Below are 21,875 nucleotides of genomic sequence, written 5' to 3'. Positions count from 1 at the left end.
GTAGTTAGGTCGACCGATTCGCCGGACGATTTGCTCGCTTTGCAAGCGGTGCGATCCCCCGGATGTGCCGCCGGTTGTCTAATTTGGCGGCAGGCGTGATGGGGGATGTGCAGCCGAGGACCGTTGGGGCTTGCCGGTCGGGCTGTCCGCCCACTTCGCCATGTCCATTGCCCGTGCGTCGATGCCTTCGCACCAGAGGCAGCTGAACTCCGTCGAGCCCTTCCTGGTCAGCATGGGGACCAGGCTGTGGCCACAGCCAGCGCAACAGGTGATGTCGGTCATGCGTTCCTCCACGCCACGGCAAACTCCGCAGCGCCCTTATCGTTTTCGAAGCTTGTGCGGACGCTATGTCGGCGCCTGAACGCTGCGCCCGATCGGAGCGCTCGTTCCCGAGATCGTAGCTGTAGCAATCCATCGTGACACCGATGCGATGTCGTCGCCGTTTTCGCGGTAGGCGCGAAGCTGGAACTCGGCCGAGCTGCCGCGTTCGACGATGGTCCGGCAATGCTCGACCTCCGAGGCGCAGTTCAGCGCGGCGGCGTCCTCGGCGGTGTCGTCGATGATGCGTGTGAGCAGTTCGGAGATCGTGACCGGCCCATCCTTGGACGCAAAGATGCAGTCGGTGCCATAGCGCTGGGCGCGCCATTTGTTCTCGACCGCGATCGCGCGTTCGACCACGGTGACCTCCTTCGACAGATGAGGCCGCAGATAGAGGTGCCGCGTCAGGCAGCGATAGAGCGAGGCTATGGCAATAGCGTCATCGACGAAGGTGCAGGTGTCGGGCGTGCGAAGCTCGAGCGTCGGATGCTTCATGGACGGACGCATCGCCCACCAGATGTGGCTCTCGTCGGGGATCGCGCCCGAGCGCTGCAATGCGCCGATATAGGCGTCGTAGTCCTGCCTGTTCTCGAACAATTCGGGCATGCCGGTGCGCGGCAGCTCGCTATAGGCCGCCAGCCGGTAGCCCTTCAGTCCCGTCTTGTGGGAATTCCAGAACGGGGAGGACGCGGCCAGCGCGATGAACAGCGGCAGATGCGGCAGCATCGCCCGCATCACCGCCATCCGCCTTTCGGGATCCGGCAACTGGACGTGCACATGCATGCCGCACATCATGTTGCGGTGGCCGATGCTGCGCAGATCCTCGATCATCTCCTCGTAGCGCGGCTTCGGACTCGGCTGCGACATGCGCCAGACCGCGGTCGGGTGGGTGCCGCAGGCCATGATGACGAAGCCGTATTGCGCGGCGACGTTGGCGACCTCGCGGCGCAGGAACCTCAGCTCTTCCCGTGCGTCATTGACGTCGACGTGAACGTTGGTGGCGACCTCGAGCTGGGATTGCAGCATCTCGCGCATGGCCTGGCCGCCGGTGGACCAGTTCGCCGATTCGAACAGCGCATTGGGCGTTTCGATCGCGACCTCAAAGCTGCGGCGATCGGCGAGGAAGTATTCCTCCTCGATGCCGAACGAATATTCGGCCGCCTTGCCGCGGCCGCCGGCCGAGCGAATGACGAGGTGCTGCTTGTCGTCGGAGGAATCGAGGCGCAGCAGTTTCAAAACGTCCGAAGCAAATGTCATTGTCCACCCGGCGATGGTATTACCTGCGGGCGATAATCCTCCTGACGGAGGCGGGTTCCGCGCCGGACACACTGGAAATTGCAAGGTCGAACGGAACAATCTTCACGCTTTCGGACGCGCGCGCGATTAGAGCGTGATTGGGCGGCACTTCGGTCCAGTCCGTTTCCTTGTCGAACGGCTCGGACACGACGACGACCTGGCCGCCGGATTCGCGAAAATACAGCGTGTTCGCGGCATCGTTGACCGAAACGCGGAAGGCGTAGAGATCGCGACCGTTCGCGATCGCGCTGGTGAAGCGCAGCCGCTCGCGGTGTTCGCCTTCGTTGACAAGGCCAGCAAGCGATTGCAGCACGCGGTGCGTCGCGCCGACCGGGTCGCTGTCGAGACCGGCGCCCATGATGGCGAGGAACACGGCTTCCGAGTCCGTCGAGCCCAAACGCGACGGATAATAGGCATCGGGGATCAGCGCCTCGACCTTCCGACGCAGGCGATTCCAGCTGCCGATGAAGCCGTTGTGCATGAACATCCACTGGCCGCAGGCGAAGGGATGACAGTTCTGCCGCGTGACCGCCGTGCCGGTGGCGGCGCGCACATGGGCGAAGAACAGGTGCGAGCGGAGATGGCGGCAGAGGTAGCGGAGGTTTTCATCCGACCAGGCGGGGCGCGTCTCGCGATAAAGCCCAGGCTCCGGGTGCTCGCCGTACCAGCCGAGACCGAAGCCATCACCATTCGAGCCCGCTGTCGATTGCAGCGAGCGGATGCTCTGCGCGATCAGCGAATGCTCGGGCTCGGTGACGTAAGGCTCGAACGAGGTCGTCTCGCCCCGGTATGCGATCCAGCGGCACATGGGGTTCCCGTCAGAATGTGTCGTGAGGTGCACCAACGATCCTTGCCGCTCCGGAGTTCCCGCCGCATGGGCTGGACGCATATGCGCGTGGAGCAGGGTTGCCTTACGCCCGGCGCCGTGTAGAACGGGTCCGGGTGCTCGCTGCATGTGGCAGCGACAGGTCAAGCGATGGTCGGGCCGCCACGCAGGATGCGTGTGCCCATGAACGACCAGCTGCCCGGCGGGGACCTGCCCAAAACACCTCTTTTCGTTGAGCGGGCGCTTTCCACACTCCAGCAATTCCTGCATGTCGAGGCCATCAGCGGCATCGTGCTGCTCGTGGCCGCCGCGGCCGCGCTGCTCTGGGCCAACTCACCCTTCGCCCATTCGTATCATGATCTCTGGCACCTGGAGATTCCGCTTCGCCTTGGCGGGTTCGCCTTCGAGAGGCCGCTGCATTTCTGGATCAACGACGCCTTGATGACGATCTTCTTCCTGGTCGTCGGCATGGAGATCCGTCGCGAGATCCACGAGGGCGCACTGAGCCGGTTTGATCAGGCCATTCTGCCAGTGCTCGCCGCTGTCGGCGGTGTCGTCGTTCCCGCGCTGATCTACCTGAGCTTCAACGCCGCTCCCGGGCGCAGCCAAGGCTGGGCGATCCCGACGGCAACCGACATCGCTTTCGCCGTCGGCGTGCTCGCGCTGCTCGGAAAATCGATCCCGGGCAATGTGCGGGTCTTTTTGCTGGCGCTCGCCATCATCGACGACATCATCGCGGTACTCATCATCGCTGCGTTCTACACCAGCGGACTCGATTCCACCGGCTTCGCCGTCGCGGCGCTCGGGGTCGTCCTTGCATTCGGCTTTCAGAGGTTCGGGCTCAACTCTGCTTATGCCTATGTCGTACCGGCGTTCATCGTCTGGGCGGGCTTCCTCATGGCCGGGGTTCATCCGACGCTGGCCGGTGTCGTGCTTGGCCTGATCACGCCGGTGCGGTCGGCCAGCCCGGAGATCGTCCCGCCCGTCATGCGTGTCGAGACCGCGCTGCATCCCTGGGTCGCTTACGGGATCATGCCGCTGTTCGCGCTCGCGAATGCCGGGGTCGGCTTCGCGAGCACGGAGCTCTCCGGCGGCGCACAGTTCGTGACACTCGGTGTCGCGCTGGCCCTGTGTGCGGGCAAGCCGGTCGGTGTGATCGGTGCAACGTGGCTGGCGGTGCGCACCGGCTGGTGCCGCCTCGCTCCCGGCGTGTCATGGGGCGGCGTTTGCCTGATCGGGCTTTTGGCCGGCATCGGCTTCACCATGTCGATCTTCATCGCGATGCTCGCGTTCACCGACGACAGACTGCTGGATGCCGCGAAGCTCGGCGTGCTGCTCGGCTCGCTGATTTCCGTGACGCTCGGCCTCGGATGGGGCGCGGAATACGCCCAGCGCTGGCGCAACGAGGCCGAGGGCTAATCCCGTTCGCCGAGAGTTTCGACGTAAGCCTTGCCGTAGGGATAAAAGTGCTCCTTGCGGCCCTGGTCCCAGAGCGTCTTGAGACCGGGGGCCGTGATGTCCCAATCCGGGCGGCATTTCATGGTGACGGCCCGCAGGTCCTGGCGAAGCTCTTCGACGGTCGGACGTCCGAAGAACCAGTAGCCGTTGTAGACTTTGTGGATGACGAGGCGGGGCTCCAGCACGACGACATGCGGGATCATCGGATTGTGGACGGGATCGGTGTATTCGGCGATGTCGAGATCCTTCTGAACGATCCGCCGGGAATCGGACAGGAAGGGCCAGTGCGCCCCGACGCCGCTGCGTTACTCGTTCGTCTGGGTGATATTGTCGGTCGTGATCGTCACCATCCGGCAATAGCCGACTTCCATCTCCCGATGGAGCTGCAGCAGTCCTTCGGCCTGCTTTGGACAAAAGCCGCCATGGCCGAGAACGACCACCGTGGGGTCGCCTCCTTGCAGCTCCGAGAGCTTGCGGTGTTTGCCGGTATGGTCGCTGAGCTCGTAATCCGGAAAAGCCACTCCCGGCAACATGTCAGTACGCATCAAGCCCTCCCATGTCAGTTTTGAATACGCCGACGCTTTCACAGATCGATGACGACGTCGCCCTGCGGCCGTGCGCAGCAGATCAGCACATTTCCGTCCGCCGGTGGGTCGAGCGGATCCGGCGCATAGCTGACGTCGCCGGCTATGAGCCCGCTCTCGCAATTGTGGCACACGCCGGTCCGGCACGACCAGCGCACCGGCACGTCACACGCTTCGGCGAGCTCGAGCAGGCTGGCATAGGACGGCCCCCAGCGGACATTCAGGCCGCTGCGGACGAACGACACCATCGGACCCGGGCCGGGGGCTCCGGCCGGCAGATGTGCTGCGATCTTCGGCGCGGCTGCAATGCCCGGCGTCAGTGAAGGCTTGGTGCCGAACAGCTCGGTGAAGATGTGATCCGGCCCGATGCCTAGCGCGCCGAGACCCGCCGCAAGGTCGGTCGTGAATGCAGCCGGCCCGCAGATATAGAAGTCAGCGTCGCGCGGCACGTCGAGCCGCTGCAGCAAGCCCGCATCCAGATGCCCGGTGCAGTCGAAATCCGTGCCGGCACGATCGCCGGGATCGGGCGCGCTGTAGCAGTTGTGGCTGCGATGGTGAGCGAGCCCAGCGAGCAGCCCGCGCACCTCCGCGGCGAATGCATGTTCGCGACCGTTGCGGGTGCCATGCAGCCACCAAACCTCTCGTGTGGCGCCTTCCGCGGCGAGTGACTGGAGCATGGCGAGCACCGGCGTCGCGCCGATGCCGGCACTCAGCAAGACGATCGGCCGCGCGTCCTGACGCAGCGTGAAACTGCCGCGCGGCGCGCCGACCTGGACGACGTCGCCGATCCGGAGCTCGTCGGCGATATATCGGCTGGCCGCCCCGTGTGACTCCCGCTTGATGCTGACGCGATAGGACGCGGTATCGGAGCGGCTCGACAGCGAATAGCTGCGTGTCATCGCAGGTGCCGCCGACGGCCCGAGCCGCACTACGATGAACTGGCCGGGCAGGGCGGCGGCGACGGGATGTCCGTCCGTGGGATCGAGGGTCAGCGACGTCACGGTGTCGCTTTCGGCGGTCTTGCGCGCGACGCGAAACGGTCGGAAGCCGCGCCAGGCCGGAGCCGGGCTTGCCGTTGGGCCAAGCCCGGCATTTCCCGCGACTGTCTTGTCCTTGCGCTGCTGCGCGAGCAACGCCTCGAACGAATGTCGCCAGCCGCGGCTCAGCGCGGGAATCCGCAGTGCGCGCTCGAGGTGGTCGCGCGGGTGAGGCGGCAGATAGAGCAATGCATTGATGTCGGACACGCTCATGCGCTCGGGGCCCGCGGCGACCTGCGTGATCTCATCACCGGCCCTGACATTGCCTTCCTCGATCACGCGAAAATAGAAGCCGGGCCGGCCGTGCTTGACGAGCAGCGCGGCCATATCCGGCTCCTCCAAGCGAATGCCGAGCCGGTAGCAGGTGACGCGCGGCTGCGTCACCTCGAGCAGGGCAGAGCCGATCCTGTAGCAGTCGCCGATGCAGACCTCGGTGTCGGCGAGGCCATCGACTGTCAAATTCTCGCCGAACTGACCGGGGACGAGGTTCGATCGGCCCAGATGCTTCTGCCAGAACAGACAGGACTCCTGCTGGTAAACGTAGACGGCGCGCTGCTCGCCGCCATGACCCGCCGTATCGCCCTGGCCGTCACCATCGATGTTGAGGCGGCGCACCATTCGCGGGCCTTCGACGGGCGTTTTCCAGATGCCCGTATGGACGGTCTTGCCTTGCCACGCGACGTCGCGCGGCAGGCCGACATTTACTGAAAGCAACCGTGCCATCGGTTCACGCTCCTGTGTGCGGCCCGATATAGCGGGGCGCCCCAGCCAATCTGCATCCAAATCAGATCGCTGGCTCGTTAGCCGTTGTTAGACGTTGCGAGCGACGCTGCGATGGCCTCGTGCCCCGGACGCAGCGCAGCGCCACTTGGCGATGCGCTGCAGAGCCGGGGCCCATGTAGCAGCGGCCTCCGTCGCCTCCTGGGTCCCGACTCTGCGCAGCAGCGTTGCACGCTGCAGCGCGTCCGGGACACGCGCACCATTGCTTTACCAAACGCAGCACCATGGAACCCGATGCGGCGGCTGGTCGCACGGCTGCCGCCTTGATTCCGGCGGCCCCATCTTTATGTCTGGAACGAACACGAATCCGGGCCCCTCTGGCGAGGCCGCTGACGATGTCAGCGAACCTCGCGATGTCGGATGACCTGTCCCGCGCGAATGCGATGGATTGGCCGATCGTCGGGCCTTCTCTGTTCCCTCCGACCCAATCGTCCCCATCGCAGCTCCGCGCGGTCATTTCGCAACTGAGGAGCACCGATGTCTGACGCCGCCCTTTCCAATCCGACCGAACCCGAGATCACAGAACCGTCCCGCCTCAATGAGCAGGCTGCGGTCGTGCTGGTGATTGCCGGCGCGCTTGTGGCGGTCGCCGACCGCCGCGTCTCGCCGGTCGAGCGCGACGAGGTGGTCCGTTTCATCAGGGATCGCGGATTGGCGCCGCACATGAGCGACGATCGGCTGTTTGCGATATTCGACGAACTGGCGGAACGACTCGAGGAGCCGGACTTTGCCAACGTGGTGATCGATACGCTGCGGCCAGTCTCGAATCTTCCGCTCTCGTCGCATCTGATGGAGCTGTCGGAGCGCGTTGCGGCCGCGGACGAGGACGTGCATCCCCACGAGGTGCAGGCGATCAAGCTGTTGCGCCTGCTGACGCTGGTGCTGCCACGGGCCAAGCAGGTCACGCCGAACGCGGTGCGCGCCGAATAGCGCACCGCTTGATGGAGCAAACATGAGCGCAGCATCGGACGAACGTAGAACCAAGCGCAGCACCGGCCAGATGGCCGGCGGCGACCCGCGCCTCGACAAGCTGGTCGATCGCATGCCGTCCCGTGTGGGCGACACCGTCTCCTATCTGCTCAAACCGTCCAGCCGCTGGGTGAGGATCCCTTCGGGGACGCTGCTCGTCGTCGGCGGCGTGCTGTCGTTCCTGCCCGTGCTCGGCGTCTGGATGCTGCCGCTGGGGCTTGCGCTGCTGGCCGAAGACGTGCCCGCATTGCGCTCCTCCCGTTCAAAGGTCTTCGACTGGATCGAGCGAAAGAAGCCGCATTGGCTCGATCCGTCCTTACCGAAAAAATGATCAAACATGTTTGAATTCGTCACCGCCGACGCGCTGTCCGCGCTGCTCCAGGTCATCCTGATCGATCTCGTGCTGGCCGGCGACAACGCCGTGGTCATCGGCCTTGCTGCCGCGGGCCTGCCGGCCGAGCAACGCCGCCGCGCCATCGTCGTCGGCATCATTGCAGCAACCGCCCTGCGCATCGTCTTTGCCGGCGTCGCGACCCAGCTTCTGCAGGTGATCGGCTTGCTGCAGGCCGGCGGCGTGCTGCTGCTGTGGGTCTGCTGGAAGATGTGGCGCGAGCTGCGCGAGCAGGCCGCACAGTCCAGCGAGCTTGCGTTCAGCCATGGCGGCGGCGCAGATTGTCGCAGCCGATATCTCGATGTCGCTCGACAACGTGCTTGCGGTCGCCGGGGCCGCGCGCGAGCATCCCTATATCCTCGCCTTCGGCCTGCTGTTGTCGGTCGGGTTGATGGGCGTGGCCGCCGACCTGCTTGGCCGCGTGCTCCAGAAGCAGCGCTGGATCGCCTATGTCGGTCTCGCCATCATCGTTTACGTCGCCTTCGAAATGATCTATCGGGGCTCGCTCGAGCTTGCGCCTGTGATCGCGAGTCTCTGAGGTGACGTTTTCTGACCGCACTCCGGAGTGATCAATGACGTCTGAACCCAAAGCACCGTCTGCTGCGCCTTTGCCGCCGCCGCAAATCGGCGCGTTCGCCCAGTTGATCTTCGGCTCCCGCTGGCTGCAGGTGCCGCTCTATGTCGGCCTCATCGTCGCGCAAGCCGTCTATGTGTTCCTGTTCCTGAAGGAGCTCTGGCACCTGGTTCTGCACTCGTTCGACGCCAGCGAGCAGCAGATCATGCTGGTCGTGCTCGGACTGATCGACGTCGTCATGATCTCCAACCTGCTGGTGATGGTGATCGTCGGCGGCTACGAGACCTTCGTCTCGCGCCTGAACCTGGACGGCCATCCCGACGAGCCGGAATGGCTGAGCCACGTCAATGCCAGCGTGCTCAAGATCAAGCTGGCGATGGCGATCATCGGCATCTCCTCGATCTCGCTGCTGCGGACCTTCATCGAGGCCGGCAATCTCGGCACGACGCGGAGCAATTTCACCGAAAGCGGCGTGATGTGGCAGGTGCTGATCCACCTGACCTTCATCATCTCCGCGGTCGGCATCGCCTGGGTCGACCGTCTCAGCGAGAGCGGACACGGGCACGGGCACCGCAAGGAGTCCAATCACGGCTGAGCGGGCGCGCTCAGAGACGCCGGCCCCGCGCCAGCGTCTCTGACGGCGCCTCGCCGAACGTCATCTTGTAACCCCGCGAGAAGTCGCCGAGGTGCCAGAAGCCGTTGCCGAGCGCCGCGGCCTTGACGCTCAATCCGGCGCCGCCGGTCATCAGCTGGATGCGGGTGGACCACAGCCGCTTGAGCCTGAGATAGTGATGCAGGCTGACGCCATGCACGGCGTGCGTTGCGGTCTGCAGCGTGCGCACGGAGACGCCGAGCGCGCGGGCGAGGTCGTCGCTGTAGAGCGGTTTGCTGCCGAACAGCGCGACGATTTCGTCGAGCCGCGCGATCAGCTTGCGGTGCTTGTCGAACGACCCGCGCCGCGCAGCCAGCCCGTCCGCCGGCACGAGCGCAGCGTCGAGGCAGTCGAGCAAGGTTTCCTGGATCGGCCGGTTGATCGCTTCGAACTGCCGGGGTTCGCCATGTTCCGAGGCCAGGCAGAACATGTTCAGGATCGTGGCGCGCAGCCGTGCCATCGGCGCGTCGTGGGTGCGGAAGAAGCCGAGCCCGCTGTCGTAGTCCGCCCAGCCGCGATGGCGCATGTCCGAGTTGAAGCGCATCATCAGGTAAGTGTTGGGCTGGGGCTCGACAGACTTGATCGGGACCCTGCCGCGTACGACGCTCACCGTCGAATTATCGATCTCGCGGCCGTTGTAGAGGGAGTGAAAGCTGAACGGGACCACGAGGCCCATGCCCTGATCGGTGCCGACATCGAGCTCGAGCTGGCGTGCGAAGGCGCGCTGGAGCACGAAGAGCCCGTTCTGGAGCGGCAGGATGGCGCGGGTCAGCGAGAACTCACGCGGACGGAGCGGCGTAGAGGTGGCGAGGCCGAGCACCTCGTTGGCGCGAAATTCGCCGAAGTCCGTGAAACGCTCGATGCCGAGGACTCGCGAAGGCTTGAGCCGAGCTAACGGCAATTTGAATTCCTCAGGAGTGAGCGGGCGCAGAGGTTACCAGATGGCGAGCATCGGCCCTATCCCGGGAAACTACTGTCAGGCCATCACGCTACATGCGGATAGGCCGCGTTCTCGCGCCGCTCGCGCTCGCCGAGCTCACTCACGAGCTCCTGAAGAAATGACTCGGTGTAGGCGGGCAGGGTGCGCTCGGCACGGACATAGATGCCGAGGTCCGACCAGACCGGGCTCCCGGCATTGTCGAGCGGCAGGAAAACGAGCTGGCTCTCGCGCGACAGGCGGCCAATGCCGAGCTGGGTCTGGAAGGCGACGCCGGCGCCACGCGCGGCGAGCTCGCGCATCAGGTCGATCGAGTTGGCCTGGATTGCGGGCTCCGGCGTTTCCGGGAGCTGAGCGATCAGCGGCTGGAGCAAATGATAGATCGACAGCTCCGGCATTGCGTTGATGACGGGAAAGGCGAGGCATTGTGCCAGCGTGACCGTCTTGCGACGCGCCAGCGGATGCTCGCGGGCGACGACGGCGCCAAGGCGAAACCGCTTCAAGGCGACCTGGCGCAGGTCCGGCGGATGCCGCAGCGCCATGGCGATGCCGATGTCGGCCTCGCCGCGGCTGAGCGCTTCCAGCACGTCTGAGGACCCCTTCACCTCCGTGGTGAAGCTGACGCGCCGGGCGCGGCCGCGGTGCGAGGCGATCAGGTCCGGCAGCACCGACTCGGTCAGGGACTCGATGCAGGCGATGCTGACCGTGCCGTGCCAGGCGCCGGAGAGCGAGGCGACGTCGGAGCGGAAGCGGTCGAGGTCCTGAAGCACGTTCATGACGTGCCGGGCCAGCATCTCGCCGACCGTGGTCAGCGTCAGGCCGCGCGCATTGCGCTCGAAGAGGGGCGATCCAACCTCTTGTTCGAGCTTGAGAATTTGGCGGCTCACCGCCGATGAGGCGACGTTCAGGACACGCGCCGCGGCCCGGATCGAGCCGGTGCGGCGGACCGCATGGAAATATTGGATCGACGGTGAGTGAAAGCGCAGGGGACCCCGGTCCGACTATAGCCGTTGCCGAAACGGCATCAACATGTGCGAAATTCTCTGCTTTTCGAGAGCGGCGGTCCCCCCTAGGTTCGCCGCCGGGCTTGCGCGACGAGGCGCCAGGGGATTTTGGGGTGGACGAGAACGTTGCTTGCGAGGTCGTGCGGGACACCCGCATGGTCGACCGCCGCCGGGCCGCGGCCTATGTCGGCGTGACCGCCGGCCGCTTCGAGCAATTGGTGCGCGACAATGTCGTGCCGCCGCCGGTCATGGTGGACAACAAGCGGCGCTGGCCGCTGGCGTTGCTCGATATTGCCAGGGACGCAGTTGTCAGCAGCATGCCGCGCCTGCCGGAGGTCACGGTCGGAGCTGCGCCGGACGCGCGCCCGTGTGAACGCGACCCGGCGCCGGTCTCGCACGAATTGCCCGATCAGGCCTGGTTCGAGCAGCGCGCAAGTTTCGTGCAGCGCGTGCGCCGGTCGCTGCTGTCGGGCAATGAGATTCGTCTCTTGCGCGAGTTCAAGCTGCTCAAGCAGAACCAGATCAGCATGTTCGGCTATTACGGCAGTTTCGAAGCCCTGATGGTGCGCGGCTATGTCGTCGAAGTCGCACGCAAGCCGCCGTCGAGCCGTCCGCTGGTGACTTATCGCCTGACGACGCAAGGCGAGCAGGTGATCTCGGCGCTGAAGGACGAGCCGGCGATCTGAGCGGGGCCTGTCAGGATTTCCGCGAGCGTGCGATGTCCGACTTGAGTGCTGTCAGCTCCTTGCGCACCGCGCGCGCGGCGTCGCGCTCGATCTTGCGGTACCGCGCGACCAGGGTCGCGCCGAACTTGGTGAGCATCGCGCCGCCGCCATTCTTGCCGCCCGCCTGCGGTTCGACCGCAGTACGACCGCAGATGCGGTTGATCTCGTCCACGAGATCCCAGGCGCGCTTGTAGGACATCTCCATCGCCCGGCCGGCCGCCGAGATCGAGCCATGCTCCCGGATCTGCTCCAGCAGCTCGATCTTCCCTGGCCCGATACGGCCCCGGTCGTCAAGATCGATGCGAATGCTCAGCTGGGGACTTGAACTTGCGCTCGCGCGCGACATGATCGGGTCTCTTGAGTCAATTGCATCAGAGATTGCCACTCCTGCCCGTCGCGGACAAGGTAAGCGCGGTCCGCCACATCATCGCACGGCGTGCTTCTCCAGGAATGCCTTCACGCCGGTGACCTCGCCGGTATCCGACGGGACGTAGCCGGGCAGGCTCCCGACGGCGGTGCGAAAATCGGCGCTGCGCATGATCTCCAGGATGCGCTGCATCGGCTCGGTGTCGAGGAACGCGCGCTTGCAGACGAAAAAATAATCCTCGGTGAGAATCCGGATGAAATCGAGGCCGAATTGCCGGGCCGCGGCTTCGACGCCGAAACTCGCATCCGCCATGCCGCTCGCGACATAGGCCGCGACCGCGGCGTGGGTGAATTCGATCTGCTGCGCGCCGTTGATCCTGGCCTCATCGATGTGGTTCGCGGCGAGCAGCTGATCGAACAGCAGGCGCGTGCCGGAATCGTGGTCGCGGTTTACGAAGCGCACCTTGGAGCGGGTGAGATCCTCGATCGATTGGATGCCAAGCGGATTGCCGCGCGCGACCATCAGTCCCATTTCGCGCGTGACGAAGCTGATGACGCGATCCTCGCGCGGATCGAGCCATTCGCGCGCCGACTTGATGCCCTGTGCCCGCAGCGCGCCGTGCGGCAGGTGCAGGCCGGAGAGATCGCATGCGCCCTGCGCCAGCGAGACCAGCGAATTCTGGTTGCTGACATAGCGCAGGTCGACGCCGATGCCGGGCTCGCGGTCGAGGAATTCGCGCAGTTTTGCCACCGCAAAGCCGTGGCTGGCATGGACCCGGATCACCGACGGCCGCTGCTCGAGGAACGGCTTGATCTCGCTGGCCAGCTCCTGCGCGAGATTTTCGAGCTGCGGGCCAAGCCGCGCCTGCATGCGCTCGCCCGCCCATACCAGCCGCTCGCCGAATGCGGTGAGCTTGGTGCCCTTGCCGCGCCGGGTTTCCACCAGGGGCGTGCCGAAGAACTCGGACCATTGCTCGATCAGATTCCAGACGTGGCGGTAGGAGAGGTGAGCATCGGTAGCGGCGCTGGAGATCTTTCCGGTCTTCCGGATCTCGTTGAGGACGCCGAGCATGACGACCGCCGTGCGCGGGCTGCCCTCCCGGTGAAACCGCCAGACAACCTCGATCTCGATCTGGAGCATGCAACAGACTTTATGAAGTAGAATTCATATGAAGAGCACCCATAGGCAAACCATATCATATTTACTGCGGCCAATACGTTCCTAATCTGGTATACCAGAAACGGAGGAAATATGATGTCAATTGCATATGACTTTGCGCGGTCCCCCGCCGCCGAGTTCATGGCCCGGCCCCAGGACCTGCTCATCGATGGCCGCCGCGTGCCCGCAAGCTCCGGCCGCACCTTCAAATCCCTCAATCCCGCGACCGGCCAGGTGATCGCCATCATTGCCGAGGGCAACGAGGCCGATGTCGATCACGCCGTCGCCGCCGCCCGCCGGGCGTTCGAAGGTCCGTGGCGCACGATGCGCGCGTCCAAGCGCGGCCAGATCCTGCTGCGCTGGGCGGAGCTGCTCAAGCAGCACACGGACGAGATCGTCGAGATCGAGTCGATCGACGCCGGCAAGCCGATCTCGGCGACGCTGCGCCAGGACTTTCCGGCTGCGATCGACACGCTGATCTATTACGCTGGCTGGGCCGACAAGATCAGCGGCGACGTCGTGCCGGTCCGCGACGACGCGTTGACCTACACCGTGCGCGAGCCGGTCGGCGTGGTCGCGGCGATCGTGCCGTGGAATTTCCCGCTGATGATCGGCATGTGGAAGCTCGCGCCGGCGCTGGCCTGCGGCTGCACCGTCGTGATGAAGCCGGCCGAGCTGACCTCGCTGTCGGCGCTGCGCATCGCCGAGCTCGCGCTCGAAGCGGGCCTTCCGCCGGGCGTGTTCAACGTCGTCACCGGACCCGGCCGCGTCGTCGGCGACGCGCTGGTCAATCACCCCGATGTCGACAAGGTCACCTTCACCGGCTCGCCCGGTGTGGGCCGCGGAATCATGAAAGGCGCGTCCGGCAACTTCAAGCGCGTCTCGCTCGAGCTCGGCGGCAAGTCGGCCAACGTGATTTTCGACGATGCCGATCTCGAAGCAGCCTCCAGGGCGGCGGCGTCCGGCATCTTCTTCAACGCGGGGCAGGTCTGCTCGGCCGGCTCCCGCGTGCTGGTGCAGGAGAAGGCCTATGACGAAGTCGTCGAACGAATCGCGGCGCGGGCCAAGTCGCTCAGGATGGGCGACCCGCTCGATCGCAAGACGGCGCTCGGCCCCGTGATCTCCGAGAAGCAGATGAAGTCGATCCTCGACTATGTCGACATCGGTCGGCAGGAGGGCGCGAGCCTCGTGACCGGCGGGGCGAGGGTTGGCGAGCGCGGCTATTTCATCAGCCCGGCGGTGTTTGCGAATGTCGCGCACGAGATGCGGATTTCGCAGGAGGAGATCTTCGGTCCCGTCGTCAGCGTCATCAGGTTCAAGGACGAGGCCGATGCGCTGCGGATCGCCAACGGCACCGCCTACAGCCTCGCCGCCGGCGTGTGGAGCCGTGACATCGGCAAGCTGCAGCGTTTTGCCAAGCGGGCACGCGCGGGCACGGTCTGGATGAACACCTATGGTTATACCGACGTGCGCCTGCCCTGGGGCGGCGAGCGCGACTCCGGCCTCGGCCGCGAGCATGGCACGGCCGCGATCGACAATTTCACCGAGCCCAAGGCGGTGTGGATGAATCTGGCCGTCTGACACCTCCCGAGCCGGCCAGTCCTGGAGCCCGCCTGACCCGTCCGGTCAGGCGGGCTCGGTTTTGACGATCGATAAAATTGTCCGCGATCCGCTCAGCGGCTGCAAACCCTCCCGACAAGTCACGCGGCGCCTTAAACCTGGGTTTTGCAACCGGCGTGCATGCTGCCTGCAAAGGGTGGGGCATCAGCATGTCAGTTGTCAGGGAGATCGTCGCTGCGGTCGCGGGAGTCTACGCGCTCCTGTTCGTGTGCGACGCATTGTTCGGGGTCGGCGAGGCGCGTTTCGACGACGCCTATTACAGCGCCAGCACCTACGCGCCGCGGCCGAAGGAATTTCGCTTCGCCGGCGACACGCCGCCGGCGGCGCGCGTCAGCGAAGCCTTTGCGCAATTCGCGCCGAGCGAAGCCAGGCCGAACAGGCGTTACTCGTCTCTGACGACGATCATTCGTTAACGTCACGCCGCCATCGACGTCTCAGGCCTGCTCTGCCACCTCTTGATCGCGGGGATGCTGCCCCGCGCGTTGCGGGATCAGCAGCAGGCACACCAGCATGAACGCCGCGATCACGGCCGAGGCAAGCGGACGGCTCAAGGCGAGGCCGCCATGATCGAGCGGCTTGTCGAGGAAGTCGCCCACTGTCGCACCCAAGGGACGCGTCAGGATGAAGGCTACCCAGAACAGCGTGACACATGAGATGCGCGTCCAGAGGTAGAGCACGGCAATGATCGCGAGGCCCGCTCCGAAGATGAGCGCGCCGCCGCGGTAGCCCATGTTGCCGGTGTCGGCGATCCAGTCGCCGAGCGCGGTGCCCAGCGTCTGGGAAAACGTGATTGCGCCCCAATAGAACGCCTCGATGCGCGGCGTGCTGACGCTGTTGACCGAGATTGTTCCTTCGGTGCGATACCAGACCCCGAGCACCAGCACGAGGCAGGTGAGCAGCAAGGTCGAGCCGCCGGTGTATCCGATGCCAAGGGAGCGGTCGGCGAAGTCGGCCATGGTCGTACCGAATGTGGTCGATGCGACGATCGTGGCCCAGTACAGCGTGGGGTGAAATCTGCGCGAGCGGATTTGCGCCGCGACCAGGACGATCATGGCGACCAGAAAAAGGCCGGTGCCTGTGAGATAGCCCCAGTTCAGCGTCATCGTCACGGTGTCGCCGCCGGTCTCTCCAAGCGTCGTGGCGGCGATCTTGATGATCCAGAAGCCGAGTGTGACTTCCGGAACCTTGCTGTCGCTGACGATGCCGCTCTTGGTCTGGTCTTCCATGGTGTCCTCTCCGCTGCATCAGCCGCGGCCTGGACCCGCGGCTGACTGAACGACGGTGCGCGGGCAGCGTCAGGCCTTGGCGGCGCTGTCCATGACCGAGAGCAGATCGATGATGGCCTGCTTGCACTTGGCCGCATCCGGCGTGCCGGCGCGCAATGCCTCCAGCGCGCGGTCGATCGCCTTGTCGACGGTGTGCCAGTCGGCCGCCGCGCGCGGCTTCAAGCCGGCTTCGGCCTCGTCCCATTTGGTCTCGAGATCCTTGATCCGGGTCTTGGCGGCGGCAAGGTCGCCCTTGTCGATCAGCGCGGCGACATCGACCACGATGCTCCGGAACGGCGTGAGGTCGCCGAGTTTTGCGGTCGCGGCTTCCGTCAGCGGCACGAACGTGAAGTGCTGGCTCGCATGCATGTTCGGTTCGGCCGTGAAGGTGGTCAGCAGGCCGACGGCGATGGCGGTAACGAATTTCATCATGTGGTTTCTCCTACTGTGCTCCTGCGTCCATGCAGGGAGCGGTGAAGATTTCGCGGTTGAAGCTATTGCGCCGGATCGGCGCGGCGGCTGCCGTCGCCCTCGAACGTCACCCATGCGACGAGGCCGATGATCACGGTCAGGAAGGCGATGCTGGTCTGGATCGTGCCGAGGCCCATGCCGCCGTACTCGCGCGACTGCGACAGCAGATCGCCGAGCGAGGCGCCGAGTGGGCGGGTGAGAATGTAGGCGAGCCAGAAGGTGAGGACCGGATTGGCGCCCATGTAATAGGTCATCGTCACCGCCGCGATCAGCATGCCGAAGGCGAGGACGCCGAGCTGGAAGCCGAGCCCCAGCGCTTCGGTCGCCAGATCGCCTGCGGCGGTGCCGAGCGCGAATGTGAACAGGATCGCCGTCCAGTAGAACAGCTCGCGCCGTGTCGTGACGATGCTGTGGATCGACAGCGTCCGCTCGGCGCCGTACCAGATTGCGAATGTTGCCGCGAGCGCGCAGGCGAACGCAGCGGTGCTGACGTAGAGACTGATCTCCAGCTTGTCGGTGAGAAGGTCCGTGAGCTGCGTGCCGACGATGCTGACGAGGACGACGGTCAGCCAGTAGATCCAGGGGACGTAGGCGCGACGGCTGAGTTGCACCAGCAGCGCGGCGAGCAGCAGGCCGGACATGCAGATTGCGGTCAGGCTGGCGCCGAGGCCGACATGCACGGCGAGGTAGTCGGCGCCGGTCTCGCCGACTGTGGTCGATAGGATCTTGATGGCCCAGAAGATCGCGGTGACCTCCGGGACCTTGTTCAGCATCCGTCCTGCGCCAAAGCCTGAATATCGCGACACGCCCAAATCTCCCAAAACCGAAACGGTGCGGGACCGTCGCGCAGCCGACTTAGGCCCGGCTTAGGGACGAGGATTTTCGGGGCAGGACGAACTTCGCCGCAATTTGGTCCCGCCGGCGCTTGCTAACTCTGCGCTAAGTCGGAATCGGCATGATTTTGACGGCCGGATGGCCCGGCGGGTGCGAGGATCGCGTTTTGCGGGTTTTGTTGATCGAGGACGACAGGATGGTCGGCGCCGCCGTCGAGCAGGCGTTGAAAGATGCCGCCTATGCCGTCGACTGGGTCAGGGACGGCGAAACCGCACTGCTTGCTGCCGCGAGCGAGACTTACGAGGTGCTGCTGCTCGATCTCGGGCTGCCGAACGCGGATGGCCGCGATGTCCTGCGGCAGTTGCGTGCGAATGGCTGCAAGTGCCCCGTCATCATCGTCACCGCGCGGGACGGCGTCGACCACAGGGTCGAAGGCCTCGATCTCGGTGCCGACGATTATCTGGTCAAGCCGTTCGAGATCCGCGAACTGCTGGCGCGCATGCGGGCGGTGCTGCGCCGCGAGGGCAGTGGCGCGAGCGCCGTGCTTGGCAATGGCAAGCTCACGCTCGATCCTGCGACCCGAGAGGCGTCGCTGTGTGGTCAAACCGCGCTCCTGACCGCGCGCGAGTTCGCGCTGCTTCAGGCCTTGCTGACCAGGCCCGGCACCATCCTGTCGCGGAGCGAGCTCGAGCGGCAGCTCTACGGCTGGAACGAGGAGGTCGAAAGCAATGCGGTCGAATTCCTGATCCACACCATCCGAAGGAAGCTCGGCAACGAGGCGATCCGTAACGTGCGCGGGATGGGATGGATGGTGGATCGCGCGCCATGATCAACTCGCTGCGCGGCCGGCTGTTCATCAGCTTGACGACGATTGTCCTGCTCACGGGCCTCATCGGAGGCGTGTTTGCGCACCGGTGGGCGGCTGACGAAGCCATCGAGACGCAGGACTCCGTGCTGATCCAGATCGCGGGCCTCGTTCAGAGCGGTGGCTTCACGGGAGGTCAGGACCTCCACGGGGTCGATGAGGCCTCCGAAGTCTGGTTGATGGAATTGGGACAGACGCCGCAGGGCACACCCGAGGACCGCCAGCTGTGGCGGCTCCAGGACGGAATGCGCGATGCGACGCGGAAGGGAAAGCCGGTCCGGGTGGTGCTGAAGACGCGGTCCGACGGCAGCCGGTTCGCGGTGGCGCAGAGCACGGGGGTGAGGGATGAGATCGCAAGTGACATGGCGCTGCGCACCGTGCTTCCGATCGCGGCGTTGATCCCTTGCCTGATGCTGGTGATCGCCTTCGTCATCGCCGGATCGCTTCGACCCATGGTCCGGTTGGCGCACGAGCTCGACGTCCGGCGCGCTGACGACATGACGGCCTTGCCGCTCCGCGACCTTCCAGGCGAACTGAAGCCGTTCGTATCCTCGATCAACGGGCTATTGCAGCGCATGCACGAGATGATCGGGCAGCAGCGGCGGTTCATCGCGGACGCCGCGCACGAACTGCGCACGCCGCTGACGGCGATGAGCCTGCAAGCCGAAAATCTCGACCAGGTCGAATTGCCGCCGGCCGCGCGCGAGCGCCTAGCGTCGCTTCGACAGGGCATGCGCCGCAGCAAGCACCTTCTGGAGCAGTTGCTTGCACTGGCGCGGCACGACGCTGCACCTGCCGAACGCGTGCAATGGGATGTGGTGGAGCTCGATCGTGCAGCGAGAGGGGTCATCGCCGATCTCCTGCAGGAGGCGATCAGCCGCGGCGTCGATCTCGGCTTCGAACGGGCCGAGTCCGTTCCGGTGCGCGGAGAGCCCGTCATGCTCGCGGCCATGATCCGCAATCTCATCGACAACGCGCTCCGTTTCACGCCGCAGGGTGGCAGGATCGATGTGGCGATTTACCGGGACGGCGCGATGGCCGTGCTTCAGATCGAGGACAATGGACCGGGCGTGCCGCCCGACGAGATCGACCGGATCTTCGAGCCGTTCTTCCGTGGGCAGCGGCCGGAAGGTGAGGGTGTCGGTCTCGGCCTCTCGATCGTCAAGCGGATCGTCGAACGTCTCGGAGGGTCGATCGACGCCGTGAACATCACGGAGGGTGAGCGAACCGGATTGCGGATCGTCATCAAGCTGCCAGCGGCAATCGCCTGACTCTCACTCCCCCTGGATCCATTCCGCCACGCCGCGCCACAACGTGTCGCGGTGCTCGGGGCGGAAGAAGCCGAAATGGCCGATCGCCTGGGCGCCGACGTCGGACGGCTTCACCGTCAATACCTCCGGCTTGATCGCGCTGAAGCCGCCGGTGAGGAGTTCGACCGCAGGCCGCGTCGCCCAGGGATCGTCGGAGAAGCACAGCGCGCGCAGCTCGCCCTTGAACTTCGCGAAATTCTCAAGCGCGGGCAGCTTTGAATCGAAGAGATAGCGCGGGCTCGAGACCCAGTCGGCCCATTCCAGGAAGACGCCCTTGGGCAAGTCCTCGCCGATCCCGGCCCAGCCCGGCGCGTAGCCGAGCGCGTGGACCAGCGGCACACCGATGAAATTCATGAAGGCGAAGATGCGGTATTTCTCCGGCGACGTCATCAGCCGCCAGGTCGCGGCCTGCGAGGCCACGAACGCGGCGCGCGATATTTCCGCGTTGTTCGCGATAAGCCCGAGCGCCTGGCCGCCGAAGGAATGGCCGACATAGGCAAGGGGCAGGGTGGTGTAGCGCTCGCGCATCCAGCGCACCGCTGCGGTGACGTCCTGCGCGGCCCAGTCCGACATCGAGGCCTTGAAGCCGACCAGCGATTTCGGCTGGTTGTAGCCGACCATCGCCGGCTGGCGGGAGTCGCCGATGCCGCGATAGTCGTAAGTGAGGACCGCGCAGCCGCGATGGGCAAGGTAGGAGGCAAATCCGCGGTAGATCTTTCGCGGGACGGCGGTGGCCGAATTGATCAGCACGGCATGGCGCTTGGCGCCGCGCGGCAGGAACAGGGTGCCGGTCAGCGCATACCCGTCGGTCGCCGGGAAGCTGATCTCGTCGATGAAAACGTCGTCCGGTGCGGCGTCCATGGAGGGATGGTGTGCTGCCAGTTTCTTCTACGCCCCTAGCAAATGCGAATTCAGCTTTTCCCGCAAGGGTTTGCAGTGCGAAATGGATTTACAACTGGCGGGGCGGGGCCAGCCTGTGTATAAGGCGGCCCTCGCAACCCACAGATCAGGTTGTGTTTTTTGCTTCACGGAGAGATTGCGATGTCCGAGCGGTGGACGCCCGAGTCCTGGCGCAGCAAGCCGGTGCTACAGGTGCCCGATTATCCCGACGCCAAGGCTTTGGCCGACGTCGAGGCGCAGCTTGCGACCTTTCCGCCGCTGGTGTTCGCGGGCGAGGCACGCAATCTGAAGAAGGCCTTGGGGCGCGTGGCGGCCGGCGAGGCCTTCCTGCTTCAGGGCGGCGACTGCGCCGAGAGCTTTGCCGAGCACGGCGCCAACAACATTCGCGACTTCTTCCGCGTGCTACTGCAGATGGCGGTGGTGCTGACCTATGCCGGCGCCGTGCCGGTGGTGAAGGTCGGCCGCATCGCCGGCCAGTTCGCCAAGCCGCGCTCCTCGCCGACCGAGAAGATCGGCGGCGTCGAGCTGCCGAGCTATCGCGGCGACATCGTCAACGACATCGCCTTCACCAAGGAAGCGCGCGTGCCGGATCCGCAGCGTCAGCTGATGGCCTATCGCCAGTCGGCGGCGACGCTGAACCTGCTCCGCGCGTTTGCGACCGGCGGCTACGCCAATCTGGGCAGCGTGCATGAGTGGATGCTCGGCTTCCTGAAGGACTCACCGCAGTCCCGCCGCTACAAGGAGCTGGCCGACCGCATCTCGGACGCGCTCAACTTCATGCGCGCCTGCGGCCTCGACCTCGAGAGCCATCCGGAGCTGCGCGCCACCGATTTCTACACCAGCCACGAGGCGCTGCTGCTCGGCTACGAGCAGGCCATGACCCGCGTCGATTCCACCACCGGCGACTGGTACGCGACCTCGGGCCACATGATCTGGATCGGCGACCGCACCCGCCAGCTCGACCATGGCCATGTCGAATATTTCCGCGGCATCAAGAACCCGATCGGCCTGAAGTGCGGCCCGTCGCTCAAGCCCGACGAGCTGCTCAAGCTGATCGACGTGCTCAACCCGGACAACGAGCCGGGCCGGCTGACGCTGATCAACCGCTTCGGCTCCGACAAGGTCGCCGACCATCTGCCGGGCCTGATCCGCGCCGTGAAGCGCGAGGGCAGGGTCGTGGTCTGGTCGTGCGATCCCATGCACGGCAACACCATCACCTCCACGTCGGGCTACAAGACGCGGCCGTTCGACCGCGTCTTGTCCGAGGTGAAGTCGTTCTTCACCATCCACGCGGCGGAAGGCACCCACGCCGGCGGCGTGCATCTGGAGATGACCGGCCAGGACGTCACCGAGTGTATCGGCGGCGCCCGCGCCATCACCGACGAAGATCTCAACGACCGCTATCACACGGTCTGCGATCCCAGGCTCAACGCCGAGCAGTCCATCGACATGGCTTTCCTGGTCGCCGAGCTCCTCAAGCAGGACCGCGTGGGTAAGGCGAGGCCGATGCCGGTCGCAGCGGGGCTCTAGGACC

The 21,875-nt window shown here is 65.3% G+C and carries 21 protein-coding genes and 2 pseudogenes; 11 read left to right on the top strand and 12 right to left on the bottom strand.

The features are described from left to right. Positions 1-345: 345 nt before the first annotated feature. Positions 346-1,575, bottom strand: coding sequence for a carboxylate-amine ligase (locus tag F8237_RS03455; protein WP_151642409.1), 1,230 nt, complete (start codon positions 1,573-1,575; stop codon positions 346-348). 19 nt (positions 1,576-1,594) lie between these two features. After that, complete coding sequence (locus F8237_RS03450; RefSeq protein ID WP_162005855.1) at positions 1,595-2,422, bottom strand: class II glutamine amidotransferase; 828 nt, start codon at positions 2,420-2,422, stop codon at positions 1,595-1,597. 201 nt (positions 2,423-2,623) lie between these two features. Between F8237_RS03450 and nhaA the strand changes: the two genes are divergently transcribed. After that, positions 2,624-3,859, top strand: a complete 1,236-nt coding sequence (gene nhaA / locus F8237_RS03445) for a Na+/H+ antiporter NhaA (protein ID WP_151642407.1) — start codon at positions 2,624-2,626, stop codon at positions 3,857-3,859. Here nhaA and F8237_RS03440 read toward each other — a convergent pair. Both F8237_RS03440 and F8237_RS03435 read right to left on the bottom strand, forming a co-directional pair. Then, positions 3,856-4,443: pseudogene (locus F8237_RS03440) on the bottom strand (peroxiredoxin family protein). The gene nhaA and the pseudogene F8237_RS03440 overlap by 4 nt on opposite strands. A 38-nt stretch (positions 4,444-4,481) precedes the next feature. Next, entirely contained in the window at positions 4,482-6,242 is a 1,761-nt protein-coding gene (locus F8237_RS03435) for an MOSC and FAD-binding oxidoreductase domain-containing protein (protein WP_151642406.1), read from the bottom strand. A 534-nt stretch (positions 6,243-6,776) separates the two neighbouring features. On the opposite strand from F8237_RS03435, the gene F8237_RS03430 reads away from it, so the two are divergent. The 4 genes and pseudogenes from F8237_RS03430 (at position 6,777) to F8237_RS03415 (ending at position 8,828) form a co-directional block, all read left to right on the top strand. Then, entirely contained in the window at positions 6,777-7,229 is a 453-nt protein-coding gene (locus tag F8237_RS03430; RefSeq protein ID WP_151642405.1) for a TerB family tellurite resistance protein, read from the top strand. 22 nt (positions 7,230-7,251) lie between these two features. Then, entirely contained in the window at positions 7,252-7,599 is a 348-nt protein-coding gene (locus F8237_RS03425; protein ID WP_151642404.1) for a hypothetical protein, read from the top strand. A 6-nt stretch (positions 7,600-7,605) separates the two neighbouring features. Continuing rightward, positions 7,606-8,197, top strand: a pseudogene (locus tag F8237_RS03420) (TerC family protein). A 34-nt stretch (positions 8,198-8,231) separates the two neighbouring features. Beyond that, positions 8,232-8,828 carry a TIGR00645 family protein gene (locus F8237_RS03415; RefSeq protein WP_151642403.1) on the top strand — a complete coding sequence of 199 codons (597 nt, stop codon included), beginning with the start codon at positions 8,232-8,234 and terminating at the stop codon, positions 8,826-8,828. Between the two features lie 10 nt (positions 8,829-8,838). Here the strand turns inward: F8237_RS03415 and F8237_RS03410 are convergent, their stop codons facing one another. Both F8237_RS03410 and F8237_RS03405 read right to left on the bottom strand, forming a co-directional pair. Then, positions 8,839-9,786 (bottom strand): helix-turn-helix domain-containing protein, encoded by a 948-nt coding sequence (locus tag F8237_RS03410; protein WP_151642402.1) that lies wholly within the window; start codon positions 9,784-9,786, stop codon positions 8,839-8,841. 83 nt (positions 9,787-9,869) lie between these two features. Further along, on the bottom strand, positions 9,870-10,808 hold the full coding sequence (locus F8237_RS03405; RefSeq protein WP_151642401.1) for a LysR family transcriptional regulator: 939 nt from the start codon (positions 10,806-10,808) through the stop codon (positions 9,870-9,872). Between the two features lie 131 nt (positions 10,809-10,939). On the opposite strand from F8237_RS03405, the gene F8237_RS03400 reads away from it, so the two are divergent. Continuing rightward, on the top strand, positions 10,940-11,512 hold the full coding sequence (locus F8237_RS03400; RefSeq protein WP_151642400.1) for a hypothetical protein: 573 nt from the start codon (positions 10,940-10,942) through the stop codon (positions 11,510-11,512). 10 nt (positions 11,513-11,522) lie between these two features. Here the strand turns inward: F8237_RS03400 and F8237_RS03395 are convergent, their stop codons facing one another. Beyond that, positions 11,523-11,897 carry a winged helix-turn-helix domain-containing protein gene (locus F8237_RS03395; protein WP_151642399.1) on the bottom strand — a complete coding sequence of 125 codons (375 nt, stop codon included), beginning with the start codon at positions 11,895-11,897 and terminating at the stop codon, positions 11,523-11,525. 78 nt (positions 11,898-11,975) lie between these two features. After that, a complete protein-coding gene (locus F8237_RS03390) occupies positions 11,976-13,058 on the bottom strand; it encodes a substrate-binding domain-containing protein (protein ID WP_151642398.1) in 1,083 nt (360 codons plus the stop codon). Between the two features lie 114 nt (positions 13,059-13,172). Between F8237_RS03390 and F8237_RS03385 the strand changes: the two genes are divergently transcribed. Then, a complete protein-coding gene (locus F8237_RS03385; RefSeq protein WP_162006343.1) occupies positions 13,173-14,657 on the top strand; it encodes an aldehyde dehydrogenase family protein in 1,485 nt (494 codons plus the stop codon). A gap of 188 nt (positions 14,658-14,845) precedes the next feature. Further along, positions 14,846-15,109 (top strand): hypothetical protein, encoded by a 264-nt coding sequence (locus F8237_RS03380; protein WP_151642396.1) that lies wholly within the window; start codon positions 14,846-14,848, stop codon positions 15,107-15,109. Between the two features lie 21 nt (positions 15,110-15,130). On the opposite strand, the gene F8237_RS03375 is transcribed toward F8237_RS03380, so the two are convergent. The 3 genes from F8237_RS03375 to F8237_RS03365 all read right to left on the bottom strand — a co-directional run bounded on the left by F8237_RS03375 (position 15,131) and on the right by F8237_RS03365 (position 17,205). Then, positions 15,131-15,922 (bottom strand): COG4705 family protein, encoded by a 792-nt coding sequence (locus tag F8237_RS03375; RefSeq protein WP_151642395.1) that lies wholly within the window; start codon positions 15,920-15,922, stop codon positions 15,131-15,133. A gap of 69 nt (positions 15,923-15,991) precedes the next feature. Next, entirely contained in the window at positions 15,992-16,393 is a 402-nt protein-coding gene (locus F8237_RS03370) for a hypothetical protein (protein ID WP_201280183.1), read from the bottom strand. 62 nt (positions 16,394-16,455) lie between these two features. Then, the gene (locus F8237_RS03365; RefSeq protein WP_151650446.1) at positions 16,456-17,205 is read right to left on the bottom strand and encodes a COG4705 family protein; all 750 of its coding nucleotides are present in this window, start codon (positions 17,203-17,205) and stop codon (positions 16,456-16,458) included. A 227-nt stretch (positions 17,206-17,432) separates the two neighbouring features. On the opposite strand from F8237_RS03365, the gene F8237_RS03360 reads away from it, so the two are divergent. Together F8237_RS03360 and F8237_RS03355 are read left to right on the top strand one after the other, a co-directional pair. Then, the gene (locus F8237_RS03360) at positions 17,433-18,095 is read left to right on the top strand and encodes a response regulator transcription factor (RefSeq protein ID WP_151642394.1); all 663 of its coding nucleotides are present in this window, start codon (positions 17,433-17,435) and stop codon (positions 18,093-18,095) included. Continuing rightward, positions 18,092-19,402, top strand: coding sequence for an ATP-binding protein (locus F8237_RS03355; RefSeq protein ID WP_162005854.1), 1,311 nt, complete (start codon positions 18,092-18,094; stop codon positions 19,400-19,402). The genes F8237_RS03360 and F8237_RS03355 overlap by 4 nt, the downstream gene beginning before the upstream one ends. Before the next feature lie 3 nt (positions 19,403-19,405). Here the strand turns inward: F8237_RS03355 and F8237_RS03350 are convergent, their stop codons facing one another. Beyond that, on the bottom strand, positions 19,406-20,302 hold the full coding sequence (locus tag F8237_RS03350) for an alpha/beta hydrolase family protein (RefSeq protein ID WP_151642392.1): 897 nt from the start codon (positions 20,300-20,302) through the stop codon (positions 19,406-19,408). 180 nt (positions 20,303-20,482) lie between these two features. Here F8237_RS03350 and F8237_RS03345 point away from each other — a divergent pair, with 180 nt between their 5' ends. Then, positions 20,483-21,871, top strand: a complete 1,389-nt coding sequence (locus F8237_RS03345) for a class II 3-deoxy-7-phosphoheptulonate synthase (protein WP_151642391.1) — start codon at positions 20,483-20,485, stop codon at positions 21,869-21,871. Positions 21,872-21,875: the final 4 nt, after the last annotated feature.

The organism is Bradyrhizobium betae, from assembly GCF_008932115.1.
Lineage (GTDB): Bacteria > Pseudomonadota > Alphaproteobacteria > Rhizobiales > Xanthobacteraceae > Bradyrhizobium > Bradyrhizobium betae.
The sequence above is the reverse complement of the archived record's forward strand: the minus strand, read 5'-3'. Positions and strand labels throughout refer to the sequence as shown.

What these genes read in the sequence shown, in the direction of transcription:
- nhaA (WP_151642407.1), top strand. Translation starts at nt 2,624, where the DNA reads ATGAACGACCAGCTGCCCGGCGGGGACCTGCCCAAAACACCTCTTTTC.
- F8237_RS03370 (WP_201280183.1), bottom strand. Translation starts at nt 16,393, where the DNA reads ATGATGAAATTCGTTACCGCCATCGCCGTCGGCCTGCTGACCACCTTC.
- F8237_RS03435 (WP_151642406.1), bottom strand. Translation starts at nt 6,242, where the DNA reads ATGGCACGGTTGCTTTCAGTAAATGTCGGCCTGCCGCGCGACGTCGCG.
- F8237_RS03395 (WP_151642399.1), bottom strand. Translation starts at nt 11,897, where the DNA reads ATGTCGCGCGCGAGCGCAAGTTCAAGTCCCCAGCTGAGCATTCGCATC.
- F8237_RS03425 (WP_151642404.1), top strand. Translation starts at nt 7,252, where the DNA reads ATGAGCGCAGCATCGGACGAACGTAGAACCAAGCGCAGCACCGGCCAG.
- F8237_RS03455 (WP_151642409.1), bottom strand. Translation starts at nt 1,575, where the DNA reads ATGACATTTGCTTCGGACGTTTTGAAACTGCTGCGCCTCGATTCCTCC.
- F8237_RS03345 (WP_151642391.1), top strand. Translation starts at nt 20,483, where the DNA reads ATGTCCGAGCGGTGGACGCCCGAGTCCTGGCGCAGCAAGCCGGTGCTA.
- F8237_RS03380 (WP_151642396.1), top strand. Translation starts at nt 14,846, where the DNA reads ATGTCAGTTGTCAGGGAGATCGTCGCTGCGGTCGCGGGAGTCTACGCG.
- F8237_RS03415 (WP_151642403.1), top strand. Translation starts at nt 8,232, where the DNA reads ATGACGTCTGAACCCAAAGCACCGTCTGCTGCGCCTTTGCCGCCGCCG.
- F8237_RS03390 (WP_151642398.1), bottom strand. Translation starts at nt 13,058, where the DNA reads ATGCTCCAGATCGAGATCGAGGTTGTCTGGCGGTTTCACCGGGAGGGC.
- F8237_RS03375 (WP_151642395.1), bottom strand. Translation starts at nt 15,922, where the DNA reads ATGGAAGACCAGACCAAGAGCGGCATCGTCAGCGACAGCAAGGTTCCG.
- F8237_RS03385 (WP_162006343.1), top strand. Translation starts at nt 13,173, where the DNA reads ATGTCAATTGCATATGACTTTGCGCGGTCCCCCGCCGCCGAGTTCATG.
- F8237_RS03430 (WP_151642405.1), top strand. Translation starts at nt 6,777, where the DNA reads ATGTCTGACGCCGCCCTTTCCAATCCGACCGAACCCGAGATCACAGAA.
- F8237_RS03350 (WP_151642392.1), bottom strand. Translation starts at nt 20,302, where the DNA reads ATGGACGCCGCACCGGACGACGTTTTCATCGACGAGATCAGCTTCCCG.
- F8237_RS03355 (WP_162005854.1), top strand. Translation starts at nt 18,092, where the DNA reads ATGATCAACTCGCTGCGCGGCCGGCTGTTCATCAGCTTGACGACGATT.
- F8237_RS03450 (WP_162005855.1), bottom strand. Translation starts at nt 2,422, where the DNA reads ATGTGCCGCTGGATCGCATACCGGGGCGAGACGACCTCGTTCGAGCCT.
- F8237_RS03365 (WP_151650446.1), bottom strand. Translation starts at nt 17,205, where the DNA reads ATGCTGAACAAGGTCCCGGAGGTCACCGCGATCTTCTGGGCCATCAAG.